Source organism: Pseudomonas sp. NPDC099000 (assembly GCF_044759925.1).
Taxonomy (GTDB): Bacteria; Pseudomonadota; Gammaproteobacteria; order Pseudomonadales; family Pseudomonadaceae; genus Aquipseudomonas.
Genome location: NZ_JBIWAF010000008.1, coordinates 134044 through 148624, shown reverse-complemented (window position 1 = coordinate 148624; position 14581 = coordinate 134044). Strand labels below are relative to the sequence as shown.

General features: G+C 56.4%; 10 protein-coding genes. 5 read left to right on the top strand and 5 right to left on the bottom strand.

All coding sequences use genetic code 11. The features are described from left to right. Positions 1-54: 54 nt before the first annotated feature. From ACIQV9_RS13000 to nhaA, 5 genes are all read right to left on the bottom strand, one after another. Positions 55-456: a DUF1850 domain-containing protein gene (locus ACIQV9_RS13000; protein ID WP_403101736.1), complete on the bottom strand. Its 402-nt coding sequence runs from the start codon at positions 454-456 to the stop codon at positions 55-57. Beyond that, positions 453-2480: a TRAP transporter permease gene (locus ACIQV9_RS12995; protein ID WP_403101734.1), complete on the bottom strand. Its 2028-nt coding sequence runs from the start codon at positions 2478-2480 to the stop codon at positions 453-455. The genes ACIQV9_RS13000 and ACIQV9_RS12995 overlap by 4 nt, the downstream gene beginning before the upstream one ends. A gap of 81 nt (positions 2481-2561) precedes the next feature. After that, entirely contained in the window at positions 2562-3515 is a 954-nt protein-coding gene (locus ACIQV9_RS12990) for a TAXI family TRAP transporter solute-binding subunit (RefSeq protein WP_403101732.1), read from the bottom strand. Positions 3516-3641: 126 nt separating this feature from the next. Then, positions 3642-5096, bottom strand: coding sequence for a TrkH family potassium uptake protein (locus ACIQV9_RS12985; protein WP_403101731.1), 1455 nt, complete (start codon positions 5094-5096; stop codon positions 3642-3644). A 163-nt stretch (positions 5097-5259) separates the two neighbouring features. Continuing rightward, positions 5260-6456 carry a Na+/H+ antiporter NhaA gene (gene nhaA, locus ACIQV9_RS12980; RefSeq protein ID WP_403101730.1) on the bottom strand — a complete coding sequence of 399 codons (1197 nt, stop codon included), beginning with the start codon at positions 6454-6456 and terminating at the stop codon, positions 5260-5262. Positions 6457-6806: 350 nt separating this feature from the next. Here nhaA and ACIQV9_RS12975 point away from each other — a divergent pair, with 350 nt between their 5' ends. The 5 genes from ACIQV9_RS12975 to katG all read left to right on the top strand — a co-directional run bounded on the left by ACIQV9_RS12975 (position 6807) and on the right by katG (position 14488). Beyond that, positions 6807-7241: a universal stress protein gene (locus ACIQV9_RS12975; RefSeq protein WP_403101728.1), complete on the top strand. Its 435-nt coding sequence runs from the start codon at positions 6807-6809 to the stop codon at positions 7239-7241. A gap of 642 nt (positions 7242-7883) precedes the next feature. Further along, the gene (locus ACIQV9_RS12970) at positions 7884-9182 is read left to right on the top strand and encodes an exo-alpha-sialidase (RefSeq protein ID WP_403101726.1); all 1299 of its coding nucleotides are present in this window, start codon (positions 7884-7886) and stop codon (positions 9180-9182) included. Further along, on the top strand, positions 9179-9793 hold the full coding sequence (locus ACIQV9_RS12965) for a hypothetical protein (protein WP_403101724.1): 615 nt from the start codon (positions 9179-9181) through the stop codon (positions 9791-9793). Before ACIQV9_RS12970 ends, ACIQV9_RS12965 begins: the two co-directional genes overlap by 4 nt. Positions 9794-9824: 31 nt before the next feature. Beyond that, a complete protein-coding gene (locus ACIQV9_RS12960) occupies positions 9825-11861 on the top strand; it encodes an LTA synthase family protein (RefSeq protein ID WP_403101722.1) in 2037 nt (678 codons plus the stop codon). Positions 11862-12232: 371 nt separating this feature from the next. Next, positions 12233-14488, top strand: a complete 2256-nt coding sequence (gene katG, locus ACIQV9_RS12955; RefSeq protein ID WP_403101720.1) for a catalase/peroxidase HPI — start codon at positions 12233-12235, stop codon at positions 14486-14488. Positions 14489-14581 lie beyond the last annotated feature (93 nt).

Genomic DNA, 14581 nt, shown 5'->3' with positions numbered 1-14581 from the left:
CTGTCCGGGTAATGGACGTTCCTACCCGGACAGGGCTTTCGCGCTTGCTTCTGGCTACTTATTGTTGTCCGAGTCCGTCCAGCAACTCCATAACTCCACTGAGGACGGATTGCTGACGGGTGGCCCCAGCCACTCGCTCATCTCATGACATTGCTGATCGAAGCATAACTGGTAGTCACCTGCTTGCGGGGTACGTCCCAGACTCAAAGGCTGCAAGGGCGGCAAGTGGCGTTGATAGTGCCAACTGCCTTTTTCCAACCTGGCCTCTGGGGGAATTTCCATGCCTGCGCCATTCCCTTTGACCCTGGCCTCGGTGAGCACAAGTCCCTGTTCCGAGACGCGGTAGTCTTCTTCCCAACGAATTCTTTCAATGGTGTGATTCCAAGCCAGTGTAAAGCTTGAAACAGGGAGTTCGGCCCAGGCGACGCCAGCCAGCCCAAGGCACAAGCCAATCATGCTATGGCCGGTCCGACACGACGAGACCGCCAGACATGCTGAAGTATGATCAACACACCCAGCACGAAACCGATTTCGTCAGTCAACGGCAGCGCAACGACCAACAAGGCACCTGCGGCAAAACTCAATAAACGCTCCCAAATCGGCATCTTCTGTTGCAGATAACCTGTGGACGCCATTCCCCAGAGGCCAACGGCCAACACCGTCTTCACCAACATATAGGCCGTCATCCACAAATTGTCGCCTTGCATCATGAGCGCAGGGTTGTAGACCGCCATGAAAGGAATGACAAAGCCAGCCAGTGCAATACGAACCGCCCACAGACTGATCTTGAATCCTGTTTCCTTGGCGATGGGCGCTGCGGCAAAGCATGCCAAAGCGACCGGTGGAGTTAGGTCTGCAAGAATTCCGAAATAGAAAACGAACATGTGCGACACGATCAGTGGCACACCCAACTCCAGCAAGGCAGGTGCTGCAATCGAACTGGTGATGATGTAGTTGGGAATCGTTGGAATCCCCATACCCAACACCAGGCAGGTCACCATCGTCAGTATGAGTGACAACAACAAGTTATCCCTGCCAATCGCCAGTATGTAACCGGCGAAGGTCGAGGCTATGCCCGTCAATGACACTACACCGATGATGATTCCTACCAGCGCGCAAGCAATCCCGACCGGCACAGCATGACGAGCACCTTCGACCAAGGCATGCAGGCAAATACTCAGGGTTTCTCGGCCTCCCTGAATGAACCAGCAGATGACCACCAACGTGGCGATCACCGCAAAGATCACGCTGATACCCAACTGGAAAAAACCGACGCAGAGGACACCAAGAGCGATCCAGAACGCACACCGCAACGCGAAACTGGACACCTGAAGAATGATTGCCGAACCGAGAATAACGATGGCTGTCAGCGCCAGACCCACCATTCCGGAGAACAGGGGGGTACGTCCGGAAAACAGCAGGTAGACCAGGACAAAAAGCGGAATCAGCAAATACCAGCTTTCCTTTACTGCACCCCATGCGCTGGGACATTGGTCTTTGGGTAACCCCTTAAGGTCGGAGCGTTTTGCCTCAAGGTGAACCATCCAGAACACCGAACCGAAATACAGGATGGCTGGAATCAACGCAGCTTTGGCGATCTCTACAAATGGGACATTAATGGTTTCCGCCATAATGAAGGCGACAGCCCCCATCACAGGCGGCATCAGTTGGCTGCCCATGCTCGAAGTCGCCTCTACGCCGCCAGCAAATGCTGCCTTGTAGCCGAAGCGCTTCATCAATGGAATCGTGAACTGTCCGGTCGTGACAACGTTGGCAATGCCTGAGCCGGTGATCGTCCCCATCAACGCCGATGACGCGACCGATACCTTTGCCGGCCCCCCGAGTTTGTGGCCAAACAATCCCATCGCGAAGTCAGTGAACAATTTGATCATGCCCGCCTGTTCGAGAAAGGAACCGAACAAAATGAACAGGAAAATATAGGTAGCGGAAACGTAGGTTGGTGTGCCGTAGAGCCCCTCGGTGCCGAATGACAACTGGTTGACGATTTGATCGAATCCGTAGCCTCGATGTGCCAGGTCGCCTGGCAGGTATTCGCCCAATAGACCGTATGCCAAGAACAGTCCACAGATGACAGGCAACGCGATCCCCATTACCCGACGAGCCGCCTCAAACACCAATGCGATCAATACCAGCCCGACCACCATGTCTGCAGATGTCAGGTCACCTGAACGCTGGATCAAATCCGCCTCGAAGAACCATTGATACAAGGCCGTGGTAATCCCGGCGAGGCTCAATATCCAGGCCAACGGCTGCCAGGGACGTGCTCTGCCATACGCCGGGAAACTCAGAAACACCACCCACAGCAGGAAACCAACGTGCACCGCGCGCAGCACCTGGCTGGAAACAGGCGCAAACGCCGCGGTGACAATCTGGAAAACTGAAAACAACAACGCCACGTAGAACAGCGCCTTAGGCCAGTCGCGTGGGTTGGCGGCGATGCCATGATGATCTTCGCTCATTGGGTACCTGCCTCAAAACTACATAGAAGGGTACGAACCGCTCTATCGCTCCAGCGACCATCCCCGTGGCGTATTTCTGGATTACAGCGCTCCAGCTTCCTTGTAGTAGCGCTCGGCGCCGGGGTGAAGTGGAATGGGCAGATTCCTGGCAGCGTTTTGCAGCTTGATGTCCTTGGCGGCGGAGTGAGAATTACCTAGGCGAGTGAGGTTTTCGAACATCAGCTTGGTCATCTGGTAGGCAACGTCATCCGAGACATCCTCGCGCGTCACCAAAATATTAGTGATCGCCACCGTAGGCACTGACTCAGGTTGTCCATCATAAGTATTGGCTGGAATTTGTGCAGGTTGATAAGCGGCATTGCCGATTTTCGCAACCACATCGGGAGGGATGGAGACGTAGTTCAATGGCATGGTTGAGGAAAGGTCGCGGATGGCCGCCATTCCTAATCCCGAGGACTGAAGTGTGGCATCTAACTGACGGTTTTTGATCAGCTCGACCGACTCCGCAAAGGGTAGGTATTGGACTTTGCTCATGTCTTCGTACGTCAATCCCGCCGCTTTGAAGATCGCACGCGCGTTCAGTTCGGTACCGGACTTCGGGGCGCCGACGGAGATGGTTTTCCCTTTCAGATCCGCCAAGGTTTTGATGCCGGACTCTTTGTTCGCAACAATTTGAATGTAATTCGGATAGGCTCCGGCAATTGCTCGCAACTTTGTCAGCGGGGCCTTGAATCCGGCCTCTTCCACTCCGTTTTTTGCATCAGCCACAGAGTCCCCAAGCGCCAGAGCGAGCTCCCCACGACCAGCTTGTAAAAGGTTGAGATTCTCCACCGAGGCTTTGGTCGCCTGGACAGAAGTCTTCGCCCCCGCAATCCCATCGCTGTAGATCTGTGACAGCCCGACCCCAATGGGGTAATAAACCCCGCTAGTACCCCCTGTAAGGATGTTTATGAACACAGGTGCGGCGTTTGCTGCGCACGAGACTGTCAACACAGCGGTGGCCGCAATGAGGCTAAAGCGTTTGTTTACTCGCATGAAAAACTCTCCGTCTTGTTATGGCTTTATGCAGAGTCTTTCAACTGTAGTCGAAACCAACGCCTTGAGCGGGATGCTGAGTTGGACATCTGCACCGCACTCGGCCCAAGCTCACAATTTGGTCGGCTAATACCTCCAAAAAACCGGTGTAATAAGCACCAGCACGGTCAGGATTTCCAACCGTCCCAGTAACATGCCAATGGTCAGTAACCATTTCGCTGCATCAGGTAAGGATGAGAAGTTACCGGCAGGCCCGATAATCGTGCCCAGGCCTGGCCCAACGTTACACACTGCAGTAGCAGCGCCACTTAATGCAGTCGTCCAATCCAGCCCGATCAGAGCCAGCCCCAAGGCGATTATGGCAATGGTGACGGTGAAGAAAAACGAGAAGGTCAATAGTGAGCGCAAGATCTCCTCGTCAATGGGGTGGCCGTTGTACTTCTTTTGAATAACAGCTCGAGGATGAATCAGTTGCTTCAAACTGCTCACAAGTAGCGCAGCAGCAACCTGAAAACGGAAGATCTTCAGTCCACCCGCCGTCGAGCCTGAGCATCCGCCCACAAAGGTCAGATAGAAGAACAACAGAACGGCAAAACTACCCCATAGCGTGTAATCGCCAACCGCAATTCCTGTGGTCGTGACGACGGAGGTCACGTTGACCGCCACGATACGAAATGCGTCCAACCAGACGTAGTCGCTGTGAAAGCACAGCCATGTACCTACAGCCAGCCAGGTGACAATCAAGAACCCAAGGAATCCACGTACCTGGTGATCTTTCAGTAGCGCACGCCGATGGCCGCGCAACGTCGCGACATACAAGGTAAAGGGTAGGCTTCCCACAATCATGATGACCACGGCGACCCAGTGAATCGCTGGCTGCGCCCAATGCCCAAGTGAAGCGTCCGAAGTGGAGAATCCCCCAGTCGAGATCAACGACATTGCGTGGTTGACCGCTTCAAACGGCGTCATCCCCACGATCCAGAGCGCCAGAGCCCCGGCGCCAGTAAGCCCCAAATAGAGCAAAAGAATATATTTGGCTGCCACATGGGAGCGCGGCGTCACTTTCTCCGACCAGTCTGAGGACTCTGTCTGGAAAAGACGCATGCCACCTACTCGTAGCAGCGGAAGAATCGCCACAGCCATGCCGATAAAGCCGATGCCACCCAGCCAGTGAAGCATCGAGCGCCAGATCAACAATCCTGGTGAAGCGGTATCCAAACCACTCAGAACAGTCGAGCCAGTGGTCGTGATACCGGACATTGTTTCAAAGAACGCGTCGGTGTAACTGATGTGACTGATGAACACCATCGGCAACGCCGCGAAAATACATACCACCACCCAACTGGCAGTCGTCAGCAGGTACATGTCCCTCGGACGAAGCTGGGTAGTTTCTGGGCGCCCCCGCACGATCAACAGGATGCCACAGATGAAGGTAATCAAACTCGACCAGAGGAAGGCCGACAGATCGTCGCTACGCTCGAAGACCACCAGTGTGATCATTGGAATAGCCATGCTTACGGCCAGCGTGATCAGAAAAATACCTAAGATGAAACCGATAAGTCGCATTGCCGCGAGGGACATAGAAGTAGCCTGCCAAATCAACGCCGCGCAGTATCAGATATGTACCCTCATCTTCCCCGTAATTTTTGCGTAAAATTTCGACGGGAATCTTGCTCACTGACACAGGTTACTAAACCACTTTATTTCTTTGCCTCAAGGAATACTGCGCTCCTCTCAAGCGAGATTACTTGGCAACGGCTGCACTCGCCTGGGCGCTGCAGCGGCGCAGAACGGTGACGCCACCAATCGCAGCCAGAATCGAACCGATCAATACCCCTACTTTGACTTCATCGACCAAATGAGGCGATCCAGGGAACGCCAGATTGCCGATGAACAAGCTCATGGTGAAGCCAATGCCACACAAGAGCGCTACGCCATAAAGTTGTATCCAGCTACTCCCTTCCGGCAATTTGGCCAGGCCAAAACGAATAGCCAGCGCAGCCGACAGAAAAATACCGACCTGTTTGCCGACCAACAGACCCAGCGCGACACCCAGCGGAACGGGGTCGACCAGGTTTTCCATGGAAATACCGGCCAATGATACACCTGCGTTGGCGAAGCCAAATATCGGCACTACAGCAAATGCTACCCATGAGTGCAGCTTCTCTTCGAGGAACATCAATGGGGAACGTGCTTCTTCTTCCGGCTTGCCCATGGGAATGCACATTGCCAGTGCGACGCCCGCCAAGGTGGCATGCACACCCGATTGCAGCACGAAGAACCACAGCACGCCCCCCACCAGGAGATACGGGAGCAGCCGTCTTACGCCCAATCGATTCATTGCGACAAGAATGACCAGAGTCGCAAGTGATGCCAGCAACATCGGCATGGAAAGGCCCGATGTGTAGAAAAAGGCAATGATCACGACCGCGCCGAGATCGTCAATTATCGCCAAGGCGGCGAGGAATACCTTCAGTGAAATTGGGACTCGCTTGCCCAGCAGCGATAAGACACCCAAGGCAAATGCGATGTCGGTAGCGGCGGGTATGGCCCACCCATCCAAGGTCTCAGGATGACCCCAGTTGATTGCGATGTAGATCAGCGCAGGGACAACCATGCCACCTAAGGCACCAAATCCCGGTAAGGCGCGCTGCCCCCAAGTGGAAAGCCCGCCCGCCAGCACCTCTCTTTTGATCTCGAGACCGACCATCAGGAAGAAGATCGCCATCAGCCCGTCATTGACCCAGTGCGCAACAGACATGCCCAACCAAACCGTGTGCAAGGCTGCAAAGTAACCCTGGGATAGAGGGGAGTTAGCAACAATGAGAGCTGCCAGCGCTGCGCCCATCAGCACAAGACCTCCCGCGGATTCCGACGATAGGAAGCGGGCCAGAATTGCGGCAGCTCTAGGGGTTTCGGCTTTAGCTTGCTGCTTGGTCATCAACGTCCCTGGATCACTTAAAAAATATTTTGTCAAACTATCGAACGCTAAAAATCTGACCTAAATCAATCATCATCAAACTGTTTTTTGCATGGATCTTCTAGTTCGTATCAACTGAAAAATAGAGAGAATGTAAGAACATCCAACGATTTTTAGCCGTTCGGCTACATCCACGCCTACCCATGACCACCTCAGCCCCGCTCAGTCGAGCCATGCGCACAGGAGATATTCATTGAAGAAGCCGGTGGTCGACGCAGCAGCTCGAATCCGCTTGTCCGAGTAGAACGGGTTGCAAGCTGGCCATACTCTGACGACAAGCATCTTCATGCCACTGAAAGAGGATTTAGAAAATGCATAAAATACTTGTAGCTGTCGATGGTTCCGAGCATTCGGAACGGGCGGTACGTTACCTTATCGGGCTGATCCAGGATGGCGGATTACTGGGAGGGAGTGTTGAGGTAAATCTGGTGAATGTGCAGCCACTTTTACCAACTCGAATCGCACACGACATGAGCCAGGATGAGCTTGACCGTTACTACGGTGAAAAGAGTGCTGAAGACTCACAAAATGCTGTCGAGCTTCTGAATCAGGAAGGGATTGCATTCACACTCCATACGTTACAAGGCGATGCAGCCAGCCGAATCGTGGCGTGCTCCCAATCCCTTGGATGTGACAGCATCATTTTAGGCTCACATGGTAACGGTTTTTTGGCGGGGATCTTTCTGGGCTCTGTCGCGGCCAAGGTGATTCAACTTTCGGATATACCAATAACCTTGGTCAAATAATAGATCGTGAATTGCTCGTTGCTGGCACGACCCAAGCTGCACAGAGCATCCTGCTACAGGGCGTTCGGTTGATAATTTTTGTATTGAATATGTTCTCGACAAAGACTTCATATCGCGTAGGTTTAGAACTGACCGTACAAGAAATCCTAGGTGGATAACTATTGCTTAGGGTCTTTTGAAGCCGCATCACCGCGATGTATGCGTTTTGGGCGGGGTCGCGTCGGCACCCGCAAGGGTGGTCGGCCCTAGTGGTCGATACGCCAACCTTCGCGGCTTTGCCCACCCCCAGGGCGCCGCCACCCGGATGATGAATCGATAACCCATCATGTGAACGACACCGATTAACTGAGGGAGCGAGGCTTACCCCGAGCGGCGTTCCAATGAAGAAGCCGGAACAAACAGCTCAAAACCCGATGACTCTCTTGTTACGGCCCTGACTTTTGCGACCAGCGGCGGAACAGCTCCCCGACTACACATAATCCCTCTAGGGCAACACTCTCAGCCCCTCAATAAAATCCCGCGCACCGACATGGACGCTTGCTACAAATACCTGCTTACAATTTAGCAAATCATAAAACCCGATCGTGTACTACGGAGTGTTACGTTGGGCGCCTAATCAGGCCATGAGATGCCAACGTAGTCATGCGCATCAAGCTTCCCAGTATTCCTGCCTTCTGTGCTTACCTCGCGCTTTCCTGCCTTTTTGCGACCGCTTGGTTGATCAATCCTGCCAATACGCATTCTTCCTTTGCTCTGATCAGTCCAGTGATGGCAGTGGCCGGCAAAGTGGCCGAGCCCATTTATACCAGCCGGTTTGCCTCCTCTGGACTGGTGGATTTCGTGCATTCCTCGGCGGTCACCGCCCTGCCCGACGGCAGCCTGATGACGGTCTGGTTCGCCGGCTCGCGCGAAGGCGCCGCCGATGTGCAGGTGCGCTCCGCCCGGTTCGATTCGAAAACCGGCGAATGGGGTGCGGAGCAGGTCCTGGCGACTCGGGACTCGACCCAACAGGGCACTCGAAAATACATTCGCAAACTGGGTAACCCGGTGGTGGCCCTCGCGCCGGATAACCGCGTGTGGTTGTTCTACGTGTCGGTGTCCATGGGTGGCTGGGCCGGTAGCGCGGTCAATGTGATGGTGTCCGACGACTTCGGTGAACATTGGTCCGCTCCGCGCCAGCTGATCACGTCGCCCTTTCTGAACATCAGCACCCTGGTTCGCTCGGCACCAGTGTTTCATGCCGACGGCTCCATCGGCCTGCCGGTCTACCACGAGTTTCTGGGAAAGTTTGCCGAGTACCTCTACTTGAGCGCCGACGGCGATGTGATCGACAAATTCCGCATCAGCCACGGCATGAATTCATTGCAACCCACGGTGGTTCCGCTGGACGGTCAGCGCGGCATCGCCTTGCTGCGATATGCCGGCAACACCCACCACAGAGTGCTGGCGGCCCGCACCGAAGATGCCGGGCAAACCTGGAGCGAACCTTATCCGCTCGATCCCTCGAACCCGAATTCCTCGCTGGCGGCCGTCGCGACACCCGAACACGGATTGTTGGTGGCGCTCAACGACCTGCAGGAGGGACGTTTCAAGCTGAGCCTGTACGGGACCGATGCCAAAATGGACGACTGGCGCTCGTTGCGCGACCTGGACAAATCACCTGATCCACAGGGCGCTCCGTTTTCACCGGAAGCCTACAAGGAGATCATCGGCCGGGAGTTCCGCGGGTCCAGCGGTGCGCGCCGCCAACCGCTGGAAGCGGAGTTCCTGGATAACCTCGACAACCGTGTCTGTAAAAACCAAGGGTGTGAATTCGAATACGAATACCCCTACTTCATCCGCAGTCCTGATGGCATGTATCACTTGGTTTATTCCTGGAACAACACCTTCATCAAACACATTACTTTTAACGATGCATGGCTCAACGAGCGTCTCAAATGATCAGCCTGTGGCAAGCCCATGTCAGCTTCGCAATGATCATCTTCCTGATGCTGCCTTCGTTCGGTCTGTCCAGGGTCTGGCGGATCACGCTGTTGGCCGCGTTGCTGGCCGCCAGCTTCATATCAATGGAAGGGTTATCGTTGGCCGCGTATTTGCGCAGTCACATTGATGACCTGGCGATCACCACTCTGGTGCTCATGGCGTGGGGCTGCTTGCGGCGGCTGGACATGCTGCCACCGGCGAGGGGCAAAACCGGCGTATTGATTCTCTTCGCCGCGATGGCCCTGGTGTTGTACCCGGCCACCCTGGGCATGAGTGATGTGGATCCCTATCGGTTAGGCTACAGCCCGCGCCCCATGTTGATTTTCTTCGCAGTGCTCACGCTGGGTCTGTTTTACCTGCGCAATGGCCTGGCTGTCTTGATGCTGGCCAGCGCAACCCTGGCCTTCATCGCCGGGATCAAACCTTCGCAAAACTATTGGGATTACCTGGTAGATCCGCTGCTGGGTCTGTATTGCTGCGGGGCCCTGCTGATGCTTGCCCTGCGCTGGACGTATCGCCGCTCAAGCAAGCGGCGTGGTGCGGTGGGCGACGAATTCAAATCCGTTTGAGATTTAACGACTTTTTAACAGGGGAACAGGGATGGGTTGGCTGCACTCGAGACGTTTACATTATTGGCTAGGCGCTACAGCGATTGCGTTTGTGCTGTTTGCACTGCTGAGGATGGTGTTCTTCTTCGGCTTTTCCGGGTTCGAACCCAAAGCCCTGATCGACACAAAGAGCGTCTGGGAAACCCTGAGCATCGGCTTCAGTTTTGATCTGCGCCTGGCCATCCTGATCATGTTGCCGTTGGCGTTGCTGGCCTGGATTCCTCGCTGGAACCTGCTCCGCAGCCTTCTGCTGCGGCGCATTGCACGCATTTACCTGGTCGCAGCCCTGAGCGTGCTGCTGCTGATCTACATCATCGACTTTGGCCATTACGCCTACCTGGGCGTGAGGATCAACGCCACCGTCTTGCGCTTCATCGAGGATGCGCAGATCTCCCGCGACATGGTCTGGCAGACTTACCCGGTGATCTGGATTTCACTGGGTTGGCTGGCGACGGTCGCGCTGGTGACACTGGCCCTGGTGCGTCTGGAACGTGTCACGCTGGACCGCCCTCGCAAAGCCATTCGCAAGCTCTCCGCGACGTGGGGCGGTGCGTTGATGGTCGTCTTGGTGTTGCTGGGCATTTTGGGTCGTGTCGAAAACATGAACCTTGAGAACCCCGTTCCGTTGCGCTGGAGCGATGCGTTCTTCTCGGGTAACAACCAGATCGCCGCGCTGGGCCTGAACCCGGTGTTGTTCCTCTACGATACGGGCAAAGTCGGGCAGTCGCGTTATGACGAGGCGCAAGTGCGCGAACATTACGCGGTCATGGCCAACTACCTGGGCGTCGACAAGCCCGACCCGCAGACCCTTGATTTCGTGCGGCACCAGGCGCCCCAATCGTACAAAATCCCGGGCTCGCGTCCCCCAAACGTGATGTTCATCATGCTTGAATCGCTGGGCACCAGTGCCGTCGGGGCCTATGGCAACCCGATCAATCCGACGCCCAATCTCGATCGCCTGGCCACCCAGAGCTGGTTCTTCGAGCACTTCTACGTGCCAGTGACGGGGACCGCGAAAACCGTCTGGGCCAGCATCAGCGGGGTGCCTGATGTCACTCGACAGGAAACCGCGACGCGTAATCCGCTGATCACCCAGCAAAACACGCTGATCAATGCCTTCACCGGTTACGAGAAGATCTACACCATCGGCGGCAACTCCGGCTGGGCCAACATGAATGCCCTGATCCGGCAGAGCATAGACGGCGTGCGCCTGTTCGAAGAACGGGACTGGAAATCGCCTGTGGTGGATGTCTGGGGCATTTCCGATCTGGACCTGTTCAAGGAAACCGACCAGATCCTGCAAGCACTGCCCAAGGACAAACCGTTCTTTGCCTATGTGCAGACGGCCGGCAATCACCGTCCGTTCACGATCCCCAAGAGCAATGACGGCTTCGAGGTCAAGCACCCTACCCTGGCCGAAGTACAGGCCGCCGGATCGCGCAGTGTCGAGCAGTACAACGCCGTGCGCCTGCTGGACTTCAACCTCGGCCGCTTGATGGAAATCGCCAAGGCCGGTGGCTGGTACGAAAACACCATCTTCGTGATGTTTGGCGACCACAACACCCGTATCGCGCAGATCCCGTTCCTGGCACCGGCCTACGAACAACTGGGCCTGGAAAGCAACGCGGTGCCGATGATCATCCACGCACCGGGCCTGATCGGGACGCGCAAGGTCAAGGAAGCGGTCGGCCTGGTGGACTTGCTGCCTACCGTGGCGGGCATGGCCGGCCTTGAGTTTCGCAACAGCGGCATGGGCCGTGATATCCAGCAACCCGCGCCCGAGGGAGAACGCGTGGTGCCGCTGGTATTGCGTGAGGGCACGTTCCCGCTGATTGCCGGCGTGACTCAACACTACATGGTGCAGATGGAGCACGACGGCAGCTCGCCGACCCTTCACGACCTGGCCTCGATGACGCCCCGAGACAACGTTGCCGAGAAAAACCCTGAGGAGTTCAAACGCCTGTCGGAGCTGACCCGTGCCATGCATGAAACCTCACGGTTGATGCTGTACCAGAACGTGCGCAAGTAACCGCTCAAGCCTGCAAACCCGCGTCTATGCTCCAGATAGACGCGGGTCCTCCCCGCGACACCCGTAAAAGACTCTGCCTATCACTCCCCAATACTCCACCTATTAGCTGACTTCCCAAGTGGGGTCTAACCTGTATCCAGCGCTGGCGGAACAAGCTGGCCGGTTTAGTGCTGATAAGGAGACAGGAATGAGTCCGAAGCTTGACTAGGCCACCCGTGGGCCACCGCCGCTGTCCAGAATCCCGTGTGGTCCAGACAATCAGTTGATCCAACTGTTGGTCCTGCAGCCTATGTCATTGAATTCGCTCGTTGCTATCTAACGCCCACCCCGGGCCGATAGCCGGATGAAACACGACCAAAGGTAGCTCACACATGGCAAATGAATCGAAATGCCCGTTCAATCACGCCGCTGGCGGTGGCACGACGAACCGCGATTGGTGGCCGAACCAACTGAATCTGAAGATCCTGCACCAGCACTCGTCCCTGTCCGACCCTACGGATGAGGGCTTCAACTACGCCGAAGAATTCAAGACCCTGGACTTTGAGGCGGTCAAGCGTGACCTGACGGCGCTGATGACCGATTCCCAAGACTGGTGGCCGGCGGACTTCGGTCACTACGGGCCGCTGTTCATTCGCATGGCCTGGCACGCCGCAGGCACGTACCGCACGGGCGATGGTCGTGGCGGTGCCGGCTCGGGCCAGCAACGCTTTGCACCCCTCAACAGCTGGCCGGATAACGTCAGCCTCGACAAGGCGCGCCGGCTGCTCTGGCCGATCAAGCAAAAGTACGGTCGTAAAATCTCCTGGGCAGACCTGATCGTCCTCACCGGCAACGTCGCGCTGGAGTCCATGGGCTTCAAGACCTTTGGTTTTTCCGGTGGCCGTGCGGACGTCTGGGAACCCGATGAAGACGTCTATTGGGGTTCGGAAAACAAATGGCTGGGCGGTGACACTCGCTACGGCAAAGAAAACGAACCGATGCAGGAACCCGGCGAAGGCCCCCTCGTTGCCGAGCCGGGGGAAAACGAGGAGAGCCGTACCGAACAAGGACGCAACCTCGAAAACCCGCTCGCCGCCGTGCAAATGGGCTTGATCTATGTGAACCCGGAAGGCCCTGAAGGCAACCCGGATCCCGTCGCTTCGGCCAAGGACATCCGCGAGACCTTCGGGCGCATGGCGATGAACGACGAAGAAACCGTGGCGCTGATCGCCGGCGGCCATGCCTTCGGTAAAACCCACGGCGCCGGACCTGCCGACAACGTCGGGGCCGAGCCCGAAGCCGCGGGCCTCGAACAACAAGGCTTTGGCTGGAAGAACAGCTTCGGCACCGGCAAAGGCCCGGACACCATCACCAGCGGCCTGGAAGTGACCTGGACCACGACGCCCACCCGGTGGAGCAACAACTACCTGGAAAACCTGTTCGGCTTCGAGTGGGAACTGAGCAAAAGCCCGGCCGGTGCGCACCAGTGGGTTGCGAAAAACGGCGCAGGCGCCGGCACCATCCCGGATGCCCACGACCCGTCCAAACGGCGTAATCCGACCATGCTGACCTCGGACCTGGCCCTGCGACTCGACCCGATCTACGAACCGATCTCGCGGCGTTTCCTGGAAAATCCGGATCAGTTGGCCGACGCCTTCGCCCGTGCCTGGTTCAAACTGATCCACCGCGATATGGGCCCCCTCTCCCGCTACCTCGGCCCGGAAATGCCCAGCGAAGAATTGCTGTGGCAAGACCCGATCCCGGAGGTCGACCATGCTGTGGTCAACGACAGCGACGTCGCAGCACTCAAAAGCAAAGTGCTTGCTTCGGGCCTGAGCGTCTCGCAACTGGTGTCAACGGCGTGGGCGGCGGCTTCCACTTTCCGTGGCTCCGACAAACGTGGCGGTGCCAACGGTGGTCGTCTGCGTCTGGCGCCGCAGAAATCCTGGCAAGCCAACCAGCCTGATCAACTGGCGAATGTGCTGGCGAAACTCGAGAGCATCCAAAGCGAGTTCAATAACAGCGGCAAGAAAATCTCGCTGGCGGATCTGATCGTGCTGGCGGGTGATGCAGGTGTCGAACAGGCGGCGAAAAATGCCGGCCACAGCGTTACGGTGCCGTTCACACCAGGGCGGATGGACGCCTCGCAAGAGCAGACGGATGTCGAGTCTTTCGGCTTCCTCGAACCCATCGCCGATGGCTTCCGTAACTACCTCAAATCCCGCTACAGCGTGTCGGCCGAGCATCTGTTGATCGACAAGGCGCAACAGCTGACATTGACCGCGCCAGAAATGACCGCGCTCGTGGGTGGCCTTCGCGTGTTGAACACCAACGTCGGGCAATCAAAACACGGCGTGTTCACCCAGCAGCCAGAGGCGTTGACCAACGACTTCTTCAAGTACCTGCTGGACATGGGGGTGGAATGGAAACCGACCTCGCAGACCAATGAGGAGTTTGAAGCACGCGATCGCAAAACCGGTGAAGTGAAGTGGACCGGCACGCGAGTTGATCTGGTCTTTGGCTCTCATGCGCAATTGAGGGCATTGGCTGAGGTTTACGCGAGCAGTGATGCGAAGGAGAAGTTTGTGAAGGACTTCGTGGCGGCGTGGACCAAGGTGATGAACCTGGATCGGTTCGATGTGAAGTGATGCAAACGTCAAGACGATGAGGTCTGGAATGGGCCACCTTGATCCGGAAACAGGGATTGGGGTGGCCCATATGGGTCATTCGCGGATGCCTGT